Origin of the sequence: Sphingomonas sp. MM-1 (assembly GCF_000347675.2) — a bacterium.
Taxonomy (GTDB): Bacteria; Pseudomonadota; Alphaproteobacteria; order Sphingomonadales; family Sphingomonadaceae; genus Sphingomonas_E; species Sphingomonas_E fennica.
The window spans coordinates 50,423-71,570 of record NC_020542.1; the positions used below are offsets into that span (position 1 = coordinate 50,423).

A 21,148-nucleotide genomic window follows, 5' to 3' on the forward strand; every position below is an offset into this window, starting at 1 on the left:
TCTAGACCTCAAGCCTGAGGATCGCGGCCTCAGTGGATTTGTGATGGACCATGCCCTGGGATACCGTCACTACTCGATCTGCGGCCTGAATCGACTGCTGCCGATGTGCGATCACGACCCGCGTAATGTTCAGGCGGGAAAGCGCTTCAAGCACTTTTGCCTCATTCTCGGGATCGAGATGTGCCGTGCCCTCGTCCATGAACAATATGGCGGGTCGGGCATAAAGCGCCCTTGCCAACAACACCCGCTGCTTTTGTCCGCCCGATAGCACTGACCCCATGTCTCCGATCAACGAATCATACCGAAGCGGCATCGCATGGATTTCGTCATGAACAGCCGCCAGCCTTGCGACCTCTTCCACCCGTTCCATGTTGATTTCGGGATCGAAGAAAGCAATGTTTTCGGCGATACTCCCGGCGTAAAGCTGGTCATCTTGCGAGACAGACCCGATCGCCTGGCGGTAGACCTGCTTGGAAAAGCTCTTGATCGACCGGCCACCGACGAGAACCTCTCCGTGAAAAGGCTCAAACAGGCCCATTATAACCTTCATCAACGTCGTTTTCCCGCCGCCGGAAGGACCGATCAGCGCAATCATTTCGCCAGGATGGATGGTTAGATTTACGCCTTTGAGGACACTTTGTTCGCCAAACCCGTAACGGAAATGGACGTTGCGAATTTCCAAAGTCTGGCTGAAATCTGGACACCTCGAAAAACTCGTGGCGCCTGACGGCCTGAAGTGATTCACTGCCTTTGCGCGATAGCGGAGGCGATGATGGCAGGGCAGCCGGGTTTCTTCGATCTTTCGGACCGATATGAGGCGTTGAGCGCGGCGGGTGATCCGCTAGAGCGTCTGGCGGCAGTCGTGGACTTCGAGGTTTTCCGGGGACCGCTGGTAGCGGCGCTGCGCCGTAGTCCTCGCGGCAAAGGTGGCCGCCCGCCGTTTGATCCGGTCCTCATGTTCAAGATCCTCGTGCTCCAGGCGCTCTACTCGCTTTCGGACGAAGCGACCGAGTTCCAGATCAAGGACCGCCTCTCTTTCCAGCGTTTTCTGGGGCTTGGCCTGGATGGCACCGTGCCCGATGCGACGACAGTGTGGCTGTTCCGGGAGCGTCTGGTGAAGGCCAAAGCCATCGACAGGCTATTTGCCCGCTTCGATGCCGCTCTCACAGACCGAGGGTACCTTGCCATGGGCGGGCAGATCATCGACGCGACCGTTGTGCCGGCTCCCAAGCAGCGGAACACCGAGGAGGAGAAGGCGGCCATCAAGGAGGGCCGGATACCCGAGCGCTGGAAGGATAACCCTGCGAAGATCCGGCAAAAGGATCGCGACGCCCGCTGGAGCGTCAAGTACACCAAGGCCAAGATCAAGGAAGGCGCGGACCCCAAGGCCTTCAAGCCGGTCGATCTGGCCATCCCGATGTTCGGCTACAAGAACCATATCGGCATCGACCGGGCGCATGGCCTGATCCGCACCTGGGATGCCAGCGCCGCCAATGCCCACGATGGCGCAAGGCTGCCAACGCTGATTAGTCCGGACAACACGGCCGCGGGGGTATGGGCCGATACGGCCTACCGCTCGAAGAAGAACGAAGCCTTTCTCGCCAAGGGCATGTTCACCAGCCACATCCACCAGCGCAAGCCACACCGCCGAGCGATGCCTAAGCGTATTGCACGCGCCAATGCCAAGCGGTCGGCGGTCCGCTCCGCCGTCGAGCACGTCTTTGCCGGGCAAAAGCACCGCATGGGTCTGGTGGTGCGCACCATCGGTATTGCTCGTGCCCGCATCAAGATCGGCATGACCAACCTTGCCTATAACTTCCAGCGCCTGGCCTGGCTCGAGGGGCGAATTGCGCCCGCGTGACGCCAAAGACGGCCCGCGCAGCCGCCTCTCCAGCAAAAATCAGCAGATTACTCACCGAAACCGAGGCTCATATGCCGCTCGTGAGCCTTCACGCCTCCATCATGCCGAAATCAGACGGTTCTTCGAGGTGTCCATCTGGCTGATCGACATTGCCGACCGAGTTGGCGTCTTCCTGCTTCGACAGCGCAATATCGGCGACCCGTCCCAGATGCACCTGCATTATCTTGTAATTCAATAATTGCTCGATAAGTCGCATGGAAGCATCGAGAAATTGTCCTTTATATGCTTGGAACGCAAAGAGCATTCCAAGGGACATATTTCCTGCGAGAACAAGGCTGACGCCCAAATAAACGAATGATATTTGTTCGATGACAAGGACAAGTTGTCCGAGGCTGTCGAATCCTGCTGTAGTGCGACCCAGCTTGATTTGCGCATTGACGGCATCGGCTTTCGTTTTTTGCCAGAGCCTTTGGCGGTTGCCTTCCTGACCGAAGGCCTTGATCGCAGCTATGCCCCGGATGCTTTCGATAAACGCGCTCTGCTCTCGTGCGGCTGTCGCAATTGCATCAATGTTCTTGAACCGAAGTGAACTCAGGAAAGCCAATCGCAAGCTCGCATAAAGCAGGAAGAGCGTTGAGGTGACGAGTGCCAGAAGTGGCGCGTAGACCACCATCAATGTCAGCGTCGCCAACGCCATGATGCCATCGATAAATCCCGTCACCATCCCGTCGCTAACGAGTTGGGTGATGGGCTGCGTGGACCCGAAGCGGGATACGATGTCCCCGATGTGCCGCCGCTCGAACCATTGCAGTGGGAGGCGTAGATGTAGGTGCTTGCAATCGTAGCGGCGTTTGCTTGCAAACAGAGCCTTTTTTTGCTCGGATTATCTGACAACCGGCTCGGCGATCTGCTCGCGCTATCTGCCAATGTGCTCGCCATCATCCTGCGCTGCTCGCAATCATAAAGGTCTGCTCACATCCCCTGCCAGCGAAACAGGGCGTCAGCGCGGCACCCGGATGGAACCTTCCGCGATCCCCTCGGCGACATTGGAGAGCATGACGGCGTAGCGATGCAAACCGGGGAAGCGACCAGCGTTCTTGTCGATTTCACCGCCGTATCCGGCGTCGAGCAACGCCTTGAAGTCGGGCATCACGTCGAACATGCCGCCGAGCAGATCGATATCGGAGGCCCCGGTAAGCAACAGGGCGTTCGCATGGGCGTCGAGACGCTTCATCGTTTCCAGCATTTCGGTCCTGGTCATCGCATCCTGTCCGCTTGCGGGGTTCCATCGCCTAGCACGACGCGCCGGCCCTGTTCGCGAAAACCTTCCTTTCTGACGACCTCGCGGGCGGGCCATGACGACAACGCATTTCTGCGGCCCGCCGCTTGTCAGAACTGTTCTGGAAACCTGCTTCGCAAAAGGGGTGACTGCACGAAAGTGACTTATCTGCACGCTAAGAGCGAACGGACCGGGAACGCTGGGACTTTGTGTTCTTCTCCGTGGCTTCGAGGGCTTTGTAGAGGGCGGTTTTGCCGATCTTGAGGCGCGCGGCGGCCTCGCGAACTGTGAGGCCGGAAGCGATATGTTCGCGCGCCTTGCGGAGCTTGTCAGGTGTGACCACTGGCCGCCGCCCACCGGGGCGACCTCGCTCGCGAGCGGCCTTGAGGCCTGCATGGGTGCGCTCCCGGATCAGATCGCGCTCAAACTGGGCAAGCGAGCCGAAGATGTTGAACACCAGCATCCCGCCCGAAGTGGTGGTGTCGATGTTCTCGGTGAGCGAGCGGAACCCGATACCTCGCGTCGCTAGCTCGCCGACCTTCTCAATCAGATGGCTCATCGAGCGCCCAAGACGGTCGAGTTTCCAAACCACCAGCGTGTCGCCGCTGCGCAGATAGGCGAGCGCCTCGGCCAGGCCGGGCCGATCGGCTTTTGCACCAGATGCGTGATCGTCGAATATCCGGTCGCACCCGGCCGCGTTCAGCGCGTCGAGCTGGAGTGAGAGCTTCTGGTCTGCCGTCGAGACGCGCGCATAGCCGATCAACGCCACATGCAGCCCAATCCTGTCCGTTTTCCCATCATTATCTGATCTTGTCCGAATCGCCGTTATAGGTCCAGAGTTAACGGACATATTCCTGCTGGCCGCCAGAGGACCGTCTGACGGACACGCAAAGCGAAGGAGATGATGCTTGGCGAGACGGCGACTGGTGAGCCTGGAAATCTGGGCGAGGCATTATGGCGCGCCGCTCGATGAGCGCGAGATCGCGCGTCATTATACGCTGACCAGCGACGACCTGGAAATTGTCGGCCGCCGTCGCGGCGATGCCACCCGGCTCGGCTATGCGATGCTCATGCTATATATGAGATGGCCTGGCCGTGCGCTGGAAGCGGGCGAAGTCCCGCCCGCTCCTGTGCTCGCCTATGTGGCGCAGCAACTCGGCGTCGCGCCGGCAGCCTTCGCGGATTATGCCCATCGGGACCAGACCCGTCGCGAGCATCTCGTCGAAATCCGACGATCGCACGGGTTCAGGATTTTTGACCGCAACGCTTTCCGTGAAGTTGTCGCCTTCTCGGTCCCAATCGCGCAGACCATCATACACCCCGGCCAGATGGCAGACGTCATCGTCGATGAACTCCGGCGCCTGCAGATCCTCCTGCCTTCTCCGTCGATTCTCGAAGCGGTGCTGCGGCGGGCGCGCCAGCAAGCCGAACAGCTTACCTATGAAGTGCTCACGAATGGCCTGCTGCCTGACACCCTTCAGGGCCTGGACGATTTGCTGGCCCGACGACCGGGGCAGGTCGCGACATGGCTATCCTGGATGCGCAATGCGCCACAATCGCCGGCAGCGCGCAACATCCTGCGCCTGATCGAACGGCTCGCCTATATCCGCGCGCTGGGCCTCGATCGCGCCCGTGCCGACATGATCCCGGCTTTGACTTTTGACAGGCTGGCGGACGAAGGCAGCCGCATCACACCCCAGCACCTTGGCGAACTCAATGCCCTGCGCCGCCATGCGACGCTGGCGGCAACCGGCATCCGGCTTGAGGAAAGCCTGACCGACGCCACCCTGACGATGTTCGACAAGCTGTTGGGCAGCATGGCGCGGCCTTGTGGAGAGAGCTTTTGGCATTGGGCCCTCGGCGCTGACGGAGGCCAAGACGGTGCGCGAGTTGCAAGGCCACCTCCGGACGCTCACGGGGTCTTGCCGCCTCCTCATCGACGCGCGCAGCAAGGGCGTGGATTCTCTGGCGCAGATCGAGGCGCTGGACTGGCAGCACTTCGCCGTGGCCGTCGAGCAGGCCGAAGTGCTCGGGCGACCGGAAACCGTCGATCGCACCGCCGAATTGATCGAGCGGCATCGGACGGTGAAGCTCTTTGTCGGCGCTTTTCTCAACGCCTTCGAGTTTCGCGGCGCCGGCGCGGTTCAGGGGCTCCTGTCAGCGCTGGCCATCATCGCGGAGCTATATCGGACCGGCAAACGGCGCTTGCCTGATCGCGTGCCGCTACGCTTTGTGCCGCCCGCATGGCGCCCGTTCGTCCTGCGGGATGGCATCGTTGATCGTGCCGCTTATGAACTATGCGCCTTGTCGCAACTACGCGAGCGGTTGCGAGCCGGGGATATATGGGTCGCGGGAAGCCGGCAGTTTCGCGATTTCGACAGCTATCTCATACCGCCGGCGACCTTTGCGGCGCTGCGCGAGAAGGGGCCGTTGCCGCTCGCCATCGAAACGGATTTCGAGCGCCATATCGAGGAACGGCGCACCAGGCTCGACACGGCGATCGAGCAGGTAACGGTCCTTGCACGGCAAGGGGAGCTGCCCCAGGTTAAGCTTGACGAAAACGGTCTCATCATCTCGCCGCTGAAGGCGGCAACACCGCCCGCCACCGAGATTGCCCGTCGCGCCGCCTATGATCGACTGCCGCGCGTGAAGATCACCGATCTTCTGCTGGAGGTCGATGCCTGGACCGGGTTCAGCGAATGCTTCATCCATCGTCGTTCGGGCCGGGAAGCCGACGATCGCAATGCGCTGCTCACGGTCATCCTCGCCGATGGCATCAATCTCGGCCTCACACGCATGGCGGAAACCTGCCGGGGCGCAAGTCTGCGTCAGCTCGCCCATCTTCACGACTGGCACATCAGCGAAGCCGCCTATGGCGAAGCGTTGGGAAGGCTGATCGACGCCCATCGCGCCATGCCGCTCGCCGCGCTGTGGGGAGACGGCACCACTTCGTCGAGCGACGGACAGCAATTTCATGCCGGGGGCCGTGGGGCCGCGATCGGCGACATCAACGCGCGCAGCGGCAACGAACCAGGCGTTGCCTTCTACACCCATGTCTCGGATCGATATGACCCCTTCGCAAGTCGGGTGATCGCGGCGACCGCTGGCGAAGCGCCCTATGTGCTGGATGGCTTGCTGTATCACCAGACCGGCCTGACGATCGAGGAGCACTACACCGATACGGGCGGGGCATCGGACCATGTGTTCGGCCTCATGCCCTTCTTCGGCTACCGCTTCGCGCCGCGCCTGCGCGACATCAAGGAGCGTCGTTTACACCTCCTTCCCGGCCAAGAATCCGGCCCCTTGCTTGCCGGCATGACGGCCGAACCGATCGCATTGGGTCATGTCGCGGCGCATTGGGACGAACTGCTGCGGTTCGCCACGTCGATCCGCACCGGCACCGTCACTGCTTCGGCAATGCTGCGCCGCTTGTCCGCCTATCCGCGACAGAACGGACTGGCCCTCGCACTACGCGAGCTGGGCCGCCTCGAACGCTCCATTTTCATGCTCGACTGGCTGCGCGACATCGACCTGCGCCGGCGCACCCAGGCGGGCCTCAACAAAGGCGAAGCCCGCAACGCGCTCGCCCGCGCGCTCTTCTTCAACCAGCTCGGCGAACTGCGCGATCGTCGGTTCGAGAACCAGACCTATCGCGCCTCCGGCCTCAACCTGCTCGTCGCCGCCATCATCTTGTGGAACACTCGCTATCTCGAAATGGCGCTGGCGGACATCGGCACAGCCGACGAAATCGCACGCCACATCGCGCCATTGGGCTGGGAGCATATCTCGCTGACCGGTGACTATAGCTGGAATGTTGAAGATCAACCCGATCCGGACGCCTTGCGACCGCTGCGCGCCGTCAACTCCCTACTTGCCGCGTGACGTTCGCTATCCGTTCGCCCTTTCCGTGCAGATACGTCACTTTCGTGTAGTCACCCCTATGAACCGTCCCGTCCTGTTCGCGCTGCCTGGCAGCGAGGCCCTGGCACAGCCGCTATCCGCCGCGCTCGATGCAGAGGTCGGCACGATCGAGCATCGTCAGTTTCCTGACGGGGAAACCTATCTCAGGGTCGGAAACGACGTCAGCGACCGCGAGGTCATCCTGCTGTCCAGTCTCGATCATCCGGACGCCAAGCTGTTGCCGCTGCTGTTCGCAGCCGACACCGCGCGCGATCTTGGCGCTCGCAGGATCGGGCTCGTCGCCCCTTACCTCGCTTACATGCGCCAGGACATACGCTTCCATGCCGGCGAGGCGGTGACGTCGCGAACCTTTGCTGCGATCCTGTCTCGCCATCTCGACTGGCTGGTGACGGTCGATCCGCATCTCCATCGCTACCATGAATTGTCGGAAATCTACCGCATCCCAACCCAGGTTGTTCATGCCGCGCCGTTTTTGGCCTCGTGGATCAAGCGCAATGTCGCTCGCCCGCTGATCATCGGTCCGGACCTGGAAAGCGAACAGTGGGTCTCGCAGGTGGCGGCCGATGCCGATGCTCCGTTTCTCGTGTGCGAGAAAATCCGATCCGGCGACCGTCACGTCACCATCTCGATTCCGAATGCCCCAGCGTTTCTCGATCGCCAGCCGGTGCTGGTCGACGATATCGCCTCATCCGGTCGGACCCTCACCGAGGCGGCGCGCCAACTGGTCGGCATGGGGTTCGCGCGACCGGATTGCGTGGTCGTGCATCCGCTTTTTGCCGGCGATGCAGCGCAGGTTCTGGGTGGGCTTGTCGAAAGGATCGTCAGCACGAACGCGGTTGCACATGCGTCGAATGATATAGACGTCATGCCAGCGATCGCGGAGGCCGTTCGCCACCGGATTGAATGGCGTGCTGCGCGTCAGTTCTAAGACGGAAATGAACGCCCGGCAAACGCTGTGCGCGTCCTCATCCATTGACCCTAAACGAGTCCGAACCAATCTCCTGAGATCTCCCTTTCGGAGAAAATCGCGGCAGGGAAGGAGGATATGTCGTGTCGCACACACGCTCGTTCATCGATCCCCTCGACGTTGCTGGGCACCTGAAGCTTGAGCCCGAAGTAAAGCGCGCCACCCTGCTATCCTGGGCGTCCGATCGCGCAGCCGTCAAGGGCCAACCCGCCCCCCTCGCCCGCCGGGCGCCAGTAACCCGCTGCCGGTCGACGATGTGATGGAAGCGTAGCGATGGCTCGATCGCGCCGAGGGCGGCGCGGGCAACTCGCATGCATCGTCCGGAGCAGAGACCCGGCAATGAGCCGCAGCGACCGCGGCATTGGTGTGAGCGGAGTAGCCGAACCCTCACAGTTTCGCTGTCCTTCGCCGTTTTGCCTCGCCAAATTTTTACTCTTGACCTGGGACCATAGTCCAACGTGCAGAGAAGTATCCCTTGAAGCGCTGCCCTCGCGGCACTGCGTATTGATCGATCTCGGGGGCTATGGGGAACAAGCGCGTCGTGCATATCGTCGATGACGAAGAGACAATACGAAAAGCACTAAGTTTCACGTTGCGGACCGCAGGGTTTGCCGTAGAAGCCTACGCTTCGGGGCCGGAGTTTCTGTTGAGCGCAGAGGACGCCGAGAAAGGCTGCGTGGTTCTCGACATGCACATGCCCGACATGGACGGCCTGCAGGTTCAGGCGGAGCTGACGCGACGCGGTATCGACATGCCCGTCGTGGTGCTGACGGGCAATGGCGATCCTACGCTCGCCGTACAGGCGATGAAGGCGGGCGCTGCCGACTTTCTCGCCAAACCGGTCGAGAAGGCCGCATTGCTCGGCGCGATCGACCGCGGCTTCAGCTGGCTTGAGAGTATAGCCCGTCGTGCCTCCGAACAGGCCGACGCTCTTTCGAAAGCCGCGAGACTGACGCAGCGCGAACGGGCCGTTCTGAGAGGAATTTCGCGAGGCTATCCAAATAGCCTTATCGCAGATGAACTCGGCGTCACGTCGCGCACGGTCGAGCTGCATCGGGCCAGTCTGATGATCAAACTCAACGCGCAAAGCCTGCCCGACCTGTTGCGGATCGCTTTCGCCGTCGACCTGCACGAATCGACCGAAAACGGGCACCTCTAAAATTCTCGGCCGTGCGATGCCGGATGCTATGCGGATCGGGCCGCGGCCAGTTCGGCGATGATCGGACAATCCGGCCGCTCGTCGCCTTGGCAGCGCTCGGCCAGGTCGATTAGCGTGTCGCGCAGCGCCGTCAACGCCTCGGCTTTGCGCTGAAACTCATCGGCGCGGGCAAGGGCAAGCCGCTTCACCTCCGCGCTGGCACGGCCGGTATTGGCCCAAAGGCTGAGCAAGGTGCGGATCTCCTCGATCGGGAAGCCGAGATCGCGGGCATTGGCGATAAACCGGAGGCGATGGAGGTCGCGCTCGCCATAGTCACGATAGCCAGCACCCCGACGCGCCGGCGCCGGGATGAGGCCGATCTTTTCATAATGGCGGATCATCCGCTCAGAGACGCCGCTCTGCCGTGACGTCTCGCCGATGTTCACAGTGCTTTCCGGTTGAGGCGCAGCGCGTTGGTGACCACGCTCACCGAAGAGAGCGCCATCGCCGCCCCCGCGATAATGGGCGAGAGCAGAATACCGAACAGCGGATAGAGCGCACCCGCCGCTACGGGCACGCCCGCGACATTGTAGATGAAGGCGAAGACGAGATTCTGGCGGATGTTCGACATGGTCGCTTGGCTGAGCCGCCGCGCCCGGACGATGCCAGTCAGGTCGCCCTTGAGCAGCGTGACGCCAGCGCTCTCGATCGCGACGTCGGTGCCGGAACCCATGGCGATGCCGACGTCGGCGGCGGCCAACGCGGGGGCGTCGTTGACACCGTCGCCGGCCATGGCGACGACCCGCCCCTCGCGCTTGAACCTGGCGACCACGGCGCTCTTCTGATCGGGCAGCACCTCGGCTTCGACCTCGTCGATGCCCAGGCGTCGGGCGACCGCTTCCGCGGTCGTGCGGTTGTCGCCGGTCAGCATGACCACGCGAATGCCCTCCGCCTTGAGCGCGGCGAGCGCTTCTGGTGTCGTGGCCTTCACCGGATCGGCGATCGCGAAGGCGCCGCCGACTGTGCCGTCGACCCCGATGAAGATCGCGGTGGCGCCATCCCGGCGCAGCGCGTCGGCCTGGCTGGCGAGCGCATCGGTCGCAACCCCTTCGTCGGCAAGGAACTGCGCATTGCCGAGGACGATGCGCCGCCCTTCGACCGTGCCGAGCGCGCCGCGCCCGGTCGGCGAGTCGAAGTCGATGACGTCGCTCGTGACGATGCCGCGATCCTTCGCGGCCTCGACGATTGCCAACGCGAGCGGATGCTCGGACGCCCGCTCGACCGAGGCGGCAAGACGCAGCAGCTCGGCTTCGTCGAAGCCGGGCGCCGGCACGACCTGGGTGACGGCAGGCCGGCCTTCGGTCAGCGTGCCTGTCTTGTCGACGACGAGAGTGTCGACCTTCTCCATATGCTCGAGTGCTTCGGCATTTTTGATGAGGACACCGAGCCCGGCGCCGCGACCGACCCCGACCATGATCGACATCGGCGTTGCCAGCCCCAGTGCGCAGGGACAGGCGATGATCAGCACGGCGACCGCCGCCACCAGCCCATAGGCGAAGCGCGGCTCGGGACCCCAGATGCCCCAGGCGATGAACGCGACGGCCGCGACCGCGATGACCACGGGCACAAACCAGCCCGACACCTGATCGGCCATGCGCTGGATCGGCGCGCGCGAGCGCTGCGCCTCAGCGACCATCTGGACGATGCGTGCGAGCATGGTATCGCGGCCGACCTTGTCGGCGACGATCACCAGCGCACCGGTCTGGTTGAGCGTGCCGCCGATCACTGTGTCGGCCTTTGCCTTGGTGACGGGCATGGATTCGCCGGTGACCATCGACTCGTCGAGCGAGGAGCGGCCGTCCTCGACTACGCCGTCGACCGGCACCTTCTCGCCCGGCCGCACCCGCAGGCGGTCGCCCACCGCAACCAGATCAAGGCTGATTTCCTCTTCGTTCCCATCAGAACCGATCCGGCGCGCGGTCTTTGGTGCAAGGTTGAGCAGCGCCTTGATCGCGCCCGAGGTGCGTTCCCGCGCGCGCAGTTCGAGCATCTGGCCGAGCAGCACGAGGACGGTGATCACCGCGGCCGCCTCGAAATAGACGGCAACCATGCCGTCCTCGCCGCGGAAGGCCGGCGGGAACAGCTGAGGCGCGAGCGTCGCGATGACGCTGTAGATCCAGGCGACCCCGGTCCCCATCGCGATCAGGGTGAACATGTTGAGGTTGCGGGTCTTGAGCGAGGCCCAGCCACGCTCGAAGAACGGCCAGCCCGCCCAGAGCACGACAGGCGTCGCCAGCACGAACTGGATCCATACCGAGGTGGACATCGGCACGAGGCGATGGATCGCGGGAAAGACATGCGCGCCCATCTCGAGGATCAGCACCGGGAGAGCCAGCACGAGGCCGACCCAGAAGCGCCGCGTGAAATCGACTAGCTCGTGGCTGGGGCCGCTGTCGGCGGTCACGGTCGCGGGTTCGAGCGCCATGCCGCAGATCGGACAGGACCCGGGATGGTCCTGGCGGATCTCGGGATGCATCGGGCAGGTCCAGATCGTGCCTTCGGGCGCCGCGACCGGCGGCGTCGGCGGGCCGAGATAGCGCTCGGGATCGGCGATGAATTTGGTCCGGCAGCCCGCGCTGCAGAAATGATAGCTTTCACCGCTATGCTCGGCGTGATGCGCCGTGGTCGCCGGGTCGACGGTCATGCCGCAGACCGGGTCCTTGACGCCGGTCGCCGCTTTAGCGGTGCCGTGGCCGCCGCAGCAACCGCCGCCATGCGCCGCTCCATGTGTCTCGTTCATCGCCTCGCTCCTTTCGACGCCTGACGATCTAGGGTCTGACACCGTGTCAGGGTCAATACGTAATCGCCTAAGCGGCCAAATCGGCGGGCCCGTTCGCTTGGCCGCCATCAGGCCGGGGAGCACGCCGTCGGCATTGGGCTGGGTATCGTCGATGCCATCGAGCCGCTGCACGGTCAGGCGGAAGGCGAGCCGCATGAGACCCGTGCTGTCGGCCATAATCGGCGATTACCAGGCGCCAATCCGGGCGCAGCATGGCAAGCATGGCGGCACGCCACCGCTTCTCCCGCGCCCACAGGCGGATCGCGCGATCATAGTCTTTCGTCGATCCAGTCCCGCGCGGCGGGGTGTACGATTGCATTGGCTTCTCCCAACGCGAGGCGTTCGAAACGATAAACTACATCGACATGGGTGGCGACAGTGTCCCCAGCCAGGCGACCAGCCCGAGAATGACGATCGCAAGACCGCCTTCGACGACGAGGCTCGCGCGCAGCAGCGCCTGCGCCCGTGGCGCGTCCTCTTCCTCGATCGCCTGCGCAAGTGCCGGGGTCAGGCGATAACGGTTGAGCGCGGCCAGGCCCAGCATGCCGGCGAAGAGCAGCAGCTTGGCGATGAGCAGCAGGCCGTAGCTCGACTGACCGAGCGAGGCGATGTTGCCCGGGCCGACCAGAAACCAGCCGTTCACCGTCCCGGTCAGGATCAGCAGGGCGACGATGATCGTGCCGACGAGGGAGAAACCCCGCAGGGCTTCCTCGGCCAGTGTGACCTGGTCCATGTCTTCAGCGGCGACATCATCGGTTGCGAGCCTGGGAAGAACCAGCGCGAGGAAGGCGGCAAGCGCGCCGACCCAGGCGCCGGCGGCGAGCAGATGGATGAGATCGGCCCCCAGTTGCAGCCAGCCCGCCTCGCCTTCGCCGGCCGCGCCATGCCCGCTCCAGGCGAGGGTCGCGAGTGCGACCGCGCCTGCCAGAGTGGAGGCGATGAAGGCAGGACGGGATTGCCGGCGATAGAAGGGGATGGAGAGCAGAAGAACGAGGAGCGCGACGAGGCGCGCCTTCAGCGCCGTTCCCATGGACGTGCCGTTGAACAGCTCTGCGACCATGGAAAGATCAGGCTGGGTGAGCGGCAGCCCGGTCATGGCCGCTGCCTGCAACGCGAACCCCAGCGCCGACAGCAGGAGGGCGAGACAGGCGAGACCGGCCACCATTGCTACCATCGGCAGATGCCGCTGTACCGTCCGGCCGCCGCCGGGCGCATAGAGCGCGAACAGCGGCAGGCCGAACAACAGGCCGAGATCGACGTAGAGCGCCCAGCGGACGGCGACGAGTGCCACGTCGTTCATGGCGTCACTTGACGGTAAAGGCGAGATTGCCCTGGATGCGGTGCGTGTCGGTCGAGACGACGTGCCAGGCGACCTGATAGCTGCCCGCCATGAGCGGCTTGGCGAGCGTCAGCACGAGCGTCTTGTCGCCTTCGACGGACGTCTTGAAGCCGGTTACCGCCATGCGGTGGTTGGGCATGCCGGGCATGCCGGTCATCACGATCTCGGCGCCCGACAGCTTCGGCATCAGACCTTCACTGAAGGTGAGCGTGATACGCGAAGGCGCCGAGACGCTGGCGTTCGCGGCGGGCGTCGAGGACACAAGCTTGGGATGCGCGTAGGCCGGAGCAGAAACACTCAGGCCGACGGCGGCGATAACTGCGAGAGGCGAAAAGAAACGCATTGGAACATTCTCCTGTAGATCCCATGAGACAATACGCAGCCCGAGCCCCCACCCCTCGCAATTATTCTTTTCAATCTACAGCAAGGGTTCCTGGACCATCGTGCGTATTGAAGGATGAAGACGGAGAAGCACCATGGATGAACTTGACCACCTGCTCTCGCGGTTGCGCGATGCGCCTCTCGATCCCAGGCTCGGCGGCCTGGAAAGCCGGGTCATGGCGGAAATAGCGCGCATCCGGGCCATACCAAGCCTTGGCGCTATGACGTTCGGCATCGCGGCCGCAACCGCGCTGTTCATCGGAATTGCCGGCTCGGCAGTTCCGACACGGTCTGCTGATGCCAAACCGCTATCGCCCTTCGATGCTCGGCTCGCGCTTGCGCCCTCGACGCTGCTGAGCTCGCAGTGATGCGCGACCGCCGCCGGCTCCTGCTCCTCGTCCTGGTGACCTTCGCCGCGGCGATCGCTGGCGTTGTCATTGGCCGCGTCTATGTGGTTCCAGTGCGCCCGGTCGAAAATGAGCTGCACGAGCTGCTCCATCGCGATCTGAAGCTGAATTCAGCGCAACACAGCCGACTCGAGACAATCGAGAAGAACTACGCGATCCGGCGTCAAGCGCTGGAGGCCGAATTGCGCGCCGACAATGCGCGTCTCGCGGAAGCGATCGAAGCGGAGCATGGCTATGGCCCGCAAGTCGCAACTGCGGTGGATCGCTCGCACCAGGCCATGGGCGCGCTGCAGAAAGACACACTTGAGCATATCTTCGCGATGCGGGCCGTGCTGCGCCCGGATCAGACGGACAAATTCGACGACGCCGTGGTGAAAGCGCTGACGGCCAAATCCGAATGACCGCGTGCCTCCCCGACTGCTCGGACGGGGAGCTCGCGGCTCTGGCGCTTGGAGGCCGGCAAGCGGCCTATGGCGAGCTGGTCCGCCGGCATCAAGGTTGGGTTCACCGGCTCGTGCGCAGCCATGTCGGATCTATGGATGAGGCATTGGATGTCACCCAGGCGAGCTTCGTCGCGGCCTTTGCCGCACTCAACCGCTATGACGTAACCCGACCCTTCCAGGTCTGGATGTCCCGGATTGTCATCAACAAATGCCATGACTGGCGGCGTCGGCGAGCGGTTCGAAATTTCTTTGCCCTAGCCCTACCGCTCGGCGAGGCGGACGGCGTCGCCGACGACGCACCGCTGCCCGATCAGGCGATCGGGGCCGAACAGCAGCTCGCGCAAGCAATGAAAGCGATTGCTGCCCTGCCGTCTTCCCTCAAGGACACGCTTATTTTGCGGACGATCGACGAGAAATCGGAAGCCGAAACCGCCGAGATCCTCGGCATCTCCCAGAAGGCCGTCGAGACCCGCCTCTACCGCGCCCGGGCGCGCCTCGCGGAAAGTTTGAAGAAAGTTTGAGGGGCAGGCGGGTGGGCTGCGTATTTCCAATAGGTCCGCCCTCTTTCCGCAAGCTGAGACAAACCGAATGATTTCTGCCCTCGACCGCCGCCAGTTCCTTCGCGGCGCGGCCCTCGCCGGTGGTGGCGCCGCATTATCAGCCTGGCTGCCTGCCTGGGCGCAGACCATCTCGCCGGGGATGCGACCGACGCTACCGACCGTGTCGGGCGAAGACATCACGCTGACCATCGCCCGGCAGTCGATGAGCATCGACGGGCGCCAGTTCCGCGCAATCGGTCTCAACGGCACGGTCCCCGCCCCGCTGATCCGGCTGCGCGAAGGCCAGCGCGTGCGGCTCAACGTCGTCAATCAACTCGAGGAGGACAGCTCGATCCACTGGCACGGGCTGATCCTGCCGGCCAATATGGACGGCGTGCCGGGCGTGTCTTTTCCGGGCATCAAGCCGGGATCGAACTACCTCTACCAGTTCCCCGTCGTGCAAAGCGGCACCTACTGGTATCACAGCCATTCGGGCCTGCAGGAGCAGGAAGGCCATTACGGCCCGATCATCATCGACCCCGCCGGTGCCGATCCGGTCGCCTATGACCGCGAGCATGTCATCGTGCTCGCCGATCACAGCGCACTCTCGCCGCAGGCGATCTTCCGGCGTCTCAAGGTCAACCCCGGCCATTTCAACTTCCAGCGCCAGACGCTGGCCGGGCTGCTCTCGGGCAAGGACCAGCCACTCAAGGACCGGCTCGACTGGGGCCAGATGCGGATGGACCCCGCCGACATCTCCGATGTCACCGGATCGACCTACACCTATCTCGTCAATGGCCATGGTCCGATGGACAACTGGACCGCGCTCTTCACCCCGGGCGAGCGGGTGCGGCTGCGCGTCATCAATGCGTCGGCGATGACCACCTTCAACGTCCGCGTACCCGGCCTGCCGCTCAGCATCGTCCAGGCCGACGGGCAGAATGTGGTGCCCGTCACCGTCGACGAGTTCCAGATCGGTGTCGCCGAGACCTACGACGTCGTTGTCAGCCCAGGCGAGGACAAGGCCTATACTCTTGTCGGCGAGGCCATCGACCGCTCGGGTATGGCGCGTGCCACGCTCGCGCCGCGCGCCGGCATGGCTGGCGAGGTGCCTCCCTTACGCAAACGGCCGCTCGCCGACATGAAGGACATGGGCATGGACATGTCCTCGATGCCGGGCATGGAAGGCATGGACATGTCGGGCGGCGCTATGCGGGGCGTCGATCCGACGGCCGAGAAGAACGCGTCCGCGCGCCTCGCGACCGGCGCGGCGGCAGCGATGGCGACCATGGACAACAGCGCCATGGCGGGCATGGACCATTCGGGGATGGATCATTCCGCGATGAGCGGGATGGATCATGGATCGATGGCCGGCATGGACCACGGCGCGATGGGCGCCGATGGCCAGATGGCGGGCATGGATCATGGCGGGCACGCGATGGGTTCGATGAAGATGCGCGACTTCTCGAACGCGCCGCAGGTGAAGCGCGATCCGAGCGTCCAGACCATCTCGCCGATGCCCGTCGACCGCACCGGCGAGCCCGGCCAGGGCCTCACCGACGTCGGCCACAAGGTGCTCGTCTACAAGGATCTGATGGCGCTCGAGCGCAATCCAGACGTGCGCGCGCCGAGCCGCAGCATCGACATCCACCTCACCGGCAACATGGAGCGGTTCATGTGGTCGTTCGACGGCGAGAAAATGTCGGACCATCACGAGCCGATCCCGTTCATCGAAGGCGAGCGGGTGCGCGTCAATCTCATCAACGACACGATGATGGGGCATCCGATCCACATCCACGGCCATTTCTTCGAGCTGGTGACCGGGCATGGCGACCATGCGCCGCGCAAGCACACCGTCATCGTCCAGCCCGGCGGCAAGGTGAGCTGGGACTTCACCGCCGACGCGGTCGGCGACTGGGCCTTCCACTGCCATCTCCTCTACCACATGCATGCAGGGATGATGCGGGTCGTGAGCGTGCGTCCGAAGGGAGACGCGCAATGACCCGCATCCTCACGCCGCTGGTGAGCGCGATCGCCCTTCTCGCCGCCGCACCCGCCTTTGCCCAGGATCATTCGATGCACGACATGCCCGGCATGGCGCCGCCGGGCGGGGCGCGGCCGGCGCAGGAGAAAAAGAAGGACAAGGCCGCCGCGCCGCGCCCCAAGCCCACTGCCAGGCCGCGCGCTCAGAAGCCAGCGCCGGACACCATGCCGGCAATGGACCATTCGCAGCACCAGACCACTCCCGCGGCGCAAGCAAATGCGGCCGGTCAGCCGCAATCCACGTCTCCCGCAATGCCGGAGATGCCGGGCATGGACCACTCCCAGCATCAGGACGGCGCGATGCCCGACATGCCCGGGATGGACCATGCGCAGCATGGCCAGACAGCGACGCCGGGAACGCCCGCCATGCCCGGCATGCAAATGACCGGCACCGCACTTCCGGCCGGCAATGCGCCCCCGCCGCCGCCCCCAGGCGACCACTTCGCCGATCGGGATTTTCCCGGCGGCGAGATGGCGCGCTCGCGCGACATCATGATGAAGGACAGCGGCGGCAACAATTTCGGGCAGGTGCTGCTCAACCTGTTCGAGTATCAGGCGCATAGCGGCCGCGATGGCTATCGCTGGGATGGCGAAGGCTTTTACGGCGGCGACATCAACCGCCTCTGGCTCAAGAGCGAGGGCGAAGGCGAGTTCGGCCGCGGCATCGACAGCGCCGAGGTGCAGGTGCTCTACAGCCGGGCCATCGACCCCTATTTCAATCTTCAGGGCGGTATCCGCCAGGACTTCGGCCGCGGGCCCGACCGCACCTACGCGACGATCGGCGTCGAGGGCCTGGCTCCTGGCATGTTCGAGGTCGAAGGCGCGCTGTTCCTCTCGACCAAGGGCGATGTTCTGGGCCGGGTCGAGGGCTATTACGACCAGCGCATCACCCAGCGCCTGATCTTGCAGCCGCGCGCCGAGGTCAATTTCGCCGCGCAGGATATTCCGGAGAACGACATCGGTTCGGGGCTGGTCAACATAGAGCTCGGCGCGCGCCTGCGCTACGAATTCAGCCGCCAGTTCGCACCTTACATCGGCGTTTCCTATCTGCGCAAAGCCGGAGACACGGCGCGGCTGTCGAGGCTTGCGGGCGAGGACGTCCATGCCACCAGCTTCGTCGCCGGCGTTCGCTTCTGGTTTTAGCATCAGGACGGCTGATGGCGGGGGCGAACAAGAGAGCGGGGCGTTACACTCATACCCAGGTCGGCCGGCGCCGAGCGAAGGAGATACGCCATGGACCATTCGTCCCACATGAACACCCGGAAGATGGGTGCCTATTGGAGCCTTGCCGTTCAGACCGTCATCAGCGGCGTCATCATGTATCTGGTGATGTTCGTCATGATCGACGGGCTCGACAGCTTCTACAACAACCTCAACATGCTCTACATGACGCTGATGATGGTCGCACCGATGGTGGTGCTGATGATCCTCGCCATGCGACACATGTTCGTGTCGAAGGCCGCCAACATCGCGCTGATCGCCGCGTCGCTGGTCGCCTTCTTCGGCAGCTTTGCACTCATCCGCACCCAGACCACGATCGGCGACACGGCCTTTCTGCGCTCGATGATCCCGCATCATTCCGGGGCGATCCTGATGTGCCAGGAAGCAAAGCTCAGCGATCCGGAAGTCATCCGGCTTTGCGAAGCGATCAAGCGCTCGCAGCGGCAGGAAATCGACGAGATGAAGGCCATACTCGCGCGGCGCTGAGTGGCACGGTCGGGCTACGCCCGGATACGTGCGCCCGGCCAGGTATGTGAGCCGGCCGATGGTCGACACGAGGCGCGGGGCGGACGAGATTGCCAGGGAGGTGGTGCGGCTTGCGCCGTTGTTCCTGCGACAGGCTGGCGGCCATGTCCTGACGCTGCTCGATCCTGCCGGGATCGTGCTGAGCTATAATGAAGAAGGCGAGCGTGCCGAATGCTGGCCCCTCGATCGCGTCCTGGGACAGCCCCATGACCTGTTCTACCCGCCCGACGAGATTGCGGCCGGCCGCCCGTGCGCAGACCTGGCGGCCGCCCTTCACGAAGGCACGCTGGAGCGCGAAGCGTGGCGGGTCTGCGAGAACGGAGCGGAGTATCTCGCGCGCCTGACGATCAGCGCCCTGTTCGAAGGCGACGCACATCGAGGCTTTGCCTGCATCAGTCGCGATGTCACCGACGAGGCGGCGGTCCGGGCGTCAATCGAGACCCGCGAGCAGCATCTCCAGTCGATCCTGGCGACCGTCCCCGATGCGATGATCATCATCGACGAGACCGGCGACATCACGTCGTTCAGCGCGGCCGCCCAACGCCTGTTCGGCTATTCGGAAACCGAGCTCGTCGGCCGCAACGTCTCCTGCCTGATGCCCCAGCCCGATCGCGACCGGCATGACGAATATATCGCGCATTATCTCCAGACCGGCGAGCGCCGGATCATCGGCCTCGGCCGCGTCGTGGTCGGCCAGCGCCGCGACGGCTCGACCTTCCCGATGCAGCTGTCGGTTGGCGAGGCCGGTGAAGACGGGCAGCGGTTGTTCACCGGCTTCATCCGGGATCTCACCGCCAAGGAGCAGGATGAGCTCAGGCTCAAGGAACTGCAGGCAGAGCTGGTCCATGTCTCCCGGCTGAGCGCGATGGGCACGATGGCCTTGACCCTCGCGCATGAGCTCAACCAGCCGCTTGCCGCGGTCGCGCTCTATCTCGAGACGATCCGCGACATGCTCGACGAGCGGGACGACGAACCCTTCGTGTCGCTACGGTCGGTGATGGATGATGCGGCACAGGAAACGCTGCGGGCCGGCCATATCGTCCGGCGCCTGCGCGATTTCGTCGCCCGCGGCGAGGTCGACAAGAGCCTCCACGATCTGCCGCAGGTTGTCGCCGAGGCGAGCGAGCTCGCGCTGGTCGGTGCACGCGAGCGCGGCATCCGCAGCTTCTTCGCGGTCGATCCCGCCGCGACGCCGGTTCTCGTCGACAGGGTGCAGATCCAGCAGGTGCTGGTCAACCTGATGCGCAACGCCATCGAGGCGATGGCGGCGTGTCCTGTTCGCGACCTCAAGGTAGCGACCAGGTTGCGCCCTGACGGGCTGATCGAGGTGACCGTGGAGGATACCGGCCCCGGCATCGCCGACGAGGTCCGGGAGCAGCTCTTCACGGCGTTCAAGTCGACAAAGGCCGACGGCATGGGCCTCGGCCTTTCGATCTGCCGGACCATCATCGAAGCGCATGGGGGCCGTATCTGGATGGAGCGCCCCGACCGCGGCGGCGCGCGCTTTCATTTTACCTTGATCCATGCGCGGGCGGAGGAGGAACATGGGGGATAGACGCGTCATCCATCTGGTCGACGACGAGGAGAGCATCCGCAAGGCGGCGAGCTTTGCGCTCAAGACCGCGGGCTACGACGTCGTGACCTATGCCTCGGGCGTGGAGTTTCTCAAGGAGGCGAAGTCGGCGGCCGTCGGCTGCGTCATCCTCGACGTGCGCATGCCCGAGATGGACGGTCTCGAGATTCAGGCCGCCATGGCAGCACGCGGGGTCAATATGCCGGTCATCGTCCTGACCGGCCATGGCGACGTGTCGGTTGCGGTGCAGGCCATGAAAGGCGGCGCGGTCGACTTTCTCGAGAAGCCCTTCGAGAAAGCCGCCCTGCTCGGCGCCGTCAGCCGCGCGTTCGCGCGTCTCGACGATGTCGACCTTCGCACTCTGGAAACCTCTGAAGCCGGCGTGCGGGTCGCTGCACTGACGCCCCGGGAGCGTGAAGTGCTGGAAGGGCTGGCGAACGGCCTGCCCAATAAGACGATCGCCTATGACCTGGGCTGTTCATCGCGAACGGTCGAGGTCCATCGCGCGAGCCTGATGGCCAAGCTCGAGGTCCGCAATTTGTCCGAAGCCCTGCGGATCGCCTTTGCCGCGGGCATGGGCCGCAAGCCGAAGTGACTGCGACCTCTACGTAGCGACGGGACGAGGCGCGATATGCGATCGATGGTGCAATCGTCACACGGGTGTCCGCTTCT

At 63.9% G+C, this 21,148-nt stretch carries 19 protein-coding genes and 1 pseudogene; 12 read left to right on the top strand and 8 right to left on the bottom strand.

Annotation, left to right across the window (positions count from 1 at the left end):
* Position 1: 1 nt before the first annotated feature.
* Positions 2 to 682 (bottom strand): ATP-binding cassette domain-containing protein, encoded by a 681-nt coding sequence (locus G432_RS19465; RefSeq protein WP_144062183.1) that lies wholly within the window; start codon positions 680 to 682, stop codon positions 2 to 4.
* A 90-nt stretch (positions 683 to 772) separates the two neighbouring features.
* On the opposite strand from G432_RS19465, the gene G432_RS19470 reads away from it, so the two are divergent.
* Positions 773 to 1,861: an IS5 family transposase gene (locus tag G432_RS19470; protein WP_015449243.1), complete on the top strand. Its 1,089-nt coding sequence runs from the start codon at positions 773 to 775 to the stop codon at positions 1,859 to 1,861.
* A gap of 88 nt (positions 1,862 to 1,949) precedes the next feature.
* Here G432_RS19470 and G432_RS19475 read toward each other — a convergent pair whose 3' ends face one another.
* The 3 genes from G432_RS19475 to G432_RS19485 form a co-directional block, all read right to left on the bottom strand.
* Positions 1,950 to 2,726, bottom strand: coding sequence for an ABC transporter transmembrane domain-containing protein (locus G432_RS19475; RefSeq protein WP_144062184.1), 777 nt, complete (start codon positions 2,724 to 2,726; stop codon positions 1,950 to 1,952).
* Between the two features lie 135 nt (positions 2,727 to 2,861).
* Complete coding sequence (locus G432_RS19480; RefSeq protein WP_236626754.1) at positions 2,862 to 3,095, bottom strand: arylsulfatase regulator; 234 nt, start codon at positions 3,093 to 3,095, stop codon at positions 2,862 to 2,864.
* 220 nt (positions 3,096 to 3,315) lie between these two features.
* Positions 3,316 to 3,909, bottom strand: coding sequence for a recombinase family protein (locus G432_RS19485; protein WP_013039114.1), 594 nt, complete (start codon positions 3,907 to 3,909; stop codon positions 3,316 to 3,318).
* A 139-nt stretch (positions 3,910 to 4,048) separates the two neighbouring features.
* Between G432_RS19485 and G432_RS19490 the strand changes: the two are divergent.
* From G432_RS19490 to G432_RS19500, 3 genes and pseudogenes are all read left to right on the top strand, one after another.
* Positions 4,049 to 7,022: pseudogene (locus G432_RS19490) on the top strand (Tn3 family transposase).
* A gap of 58 nt (positions 7,023 to 7,080) precedes the next feature.
* Positions 7,081 to 7,989 carry a ribose-phosphate pyrophosphokinase gene (locus G432_RS19495; RefSeq protein WP_004212748.1) on the top strand — a complete coding sequence of 303 codons (909 nt, stop codon included), beginning with the start codon at positions 7,081 to 7,083 and terminating at the stop codon, positions 7,987 to 7,989.
* A gap of 562 nt (positions 7,990 to 8,551) precedes the next feature.
* Positions 8,552 to 9,187, top strand: coding sequence for a response regulator transcription factor (locus G432_RS19500; RefSeq protein ID WP_015449246.1), 636 nt, complete (start codon positions 8,552 to 8,554; stop codon positions 9,185 to 9,187).
* A 26-nt stretch (positions 9,188 to 9,213) separates the two neighbouring features.
* On the opposite strand, the gene cueR is transcribed toward G432_RS19500, so the two are convergent.
* The 4 genes from cueR to copC form a co-directional block, all read right to left on the bottom strand.
* Positions 9,214 to 9,612, bottom strand: coding sequence for a Cu(I)-responsive transcriptional regulator (cueR, locus tag G432_RS19505; protein ID WP_004212744.1), 399 nt, complete (start codon positions 9,610 to 9,612; stop codon positions 9,214 to 9,216).
* On the bottom strand, positions 9,609 to 11,966 hold the full coding sequence (locus tag G432_RS19510; protein WP_015449247.1) for a heavy metal translocating P-type ATPase: 2,358 nt from the start codon (positions 11,964 to 11,966) through the stop codon (positions 9,609 to 9,611). Before G432_RS19510 ends, cueR begins: the two co-directional genes overlap by 4 nt.
* A gap of 394 nt (positions 11,967 to 12,360) precedes the next feature.
* On the bottom strand, positions 12,361 to 13,305 hold the full coding sequence (gene copD / locus G432_RS19515) for a copper homeostasis membrane protein CopD (protein WP_015449248.1): 945 nt from the start codon (positions 13,303 to 13,305) through the stop codon (positions 12,361 to 12,363).
* 4 nt (positions 13,306 to 13,309) lie between these two features.
* A complete protein-coding gene (gene copC / locus G432_RS19520) occupies positions 13,310 to 13,687 on the bottom strand; it encodes a copper homeostasis periplasmic binding protein CopC (RefSeq protein ID WP_007683372.1) in 378 nt (125 codons plus the stop codon).
* A 133-nt stretch (positions 13,688 to 13,820) separates the two neighbouring features.
* Between copC and G432_RS19525 the strand changes: the two genes are divergently transcribed.
* From G432_RS19525 to G432_RS19560, 8 genes are all read left to right on the top strand, one after another.
* Positions 13,821 to 14,093 (top strand): hypothetical protein, encoded by a 273-nt coding sequence (locus G432_RS19525; protein WP_004212738.1) that lies wholly within the window; start codon positions 13,821 to 13,823, stop codon positions 14,091 to 14,093.
* Positions 14,093 to 14,533: a periplasmic heavy metal sensor gene (locus tag G432_RS19530; RefSeq protein ID WP_015449249.1), complete on the top strand. Its 441-nt coding sequence runs from the start codon at positions 14,093 to 14,095 to the stop codon at positions 14,531 to 14,533. The genes G432_RS19525 and G432_RS19530 overlap by 1 nt, the downstream gene beginning before the upstream one ends.
* Positions 14,530 to 15,096, top strand: a complete 567-nt coding sequence (locus G432_RS19535; RefSeq protein ID WP_015449250.1) for an RNA polymerase sigma factor — start codon at positions 14,530 to 14,532, stop codon at positions 15,094 to 15,096. The genes G432_RS19530 and G432_RS19535 overlap by 4 nt, the downstream gene beginning before the upstream one ends.
* A gap of 67 nt (positions 15,097 to 15,163) precedes the next feature.
* Entirely contained in the window at positions 15,164 to 17,116 is a 1,953-nt protein-coding gene (locus G432_RS19540; RefSeq protein ID WP_015449251.1) for a copper resistance system multicopper oxidase, read from the top strand.
* A complete protein-coding gene (locus G432_RS19545) occupies positions 17,113 to 18,300 on the top strand; it encodes a copper resistance protein B (protein ID WP_015449252.1) in 1,188 nt (395 codons plus the stop codon). The genes G432_RS19540 and G432_RS19545 overlap by 4 nt, the downstream gene beginning before the upstream one ends.
* 90 nt (positions 18,301 to 18,390) lie before the next feature.
* Complete coding sequence (locus G432_RS19550) at positions 18,391 to 18,864, top strand: DUF305 domain-containing protein (protein ID WP_015449253.1); 474 nt, start codon at positions 18,391 to 18,393, stop codon at positions 18,862 to 18,864.
* Between the two features lie 58 nt (positions 18,865 to 18,922).
* The gene (locus G432_RS19555; protein ID WP_015449254.1) at positions 18,923 to 20,458 is read left to right on the top strand and encodes a PAS domain-containing sensor histidine kinase; all 1,536 of its coding nucleotides are present in this window, start codon (positions 18,923 to 18,925) and stop codon (positions 20,456 to 20,458) included.
* Complete coding sequence (locus G432_RS19560; protein WP_015449255.1) at positions 20,448 to 21,071, top strand: response regulator transcription factor; 624 nt, start codon at positions 20,448 to 20,450, stop codon at positions 21,069 to 21,071. The genes G432_RS19555 and G432_RS19560 overlap by 11 nt, the downstream gene beginning before the upstream one ends.
* Positions 21,072 to 21,148: the final 77 nt, after the last annotated feature.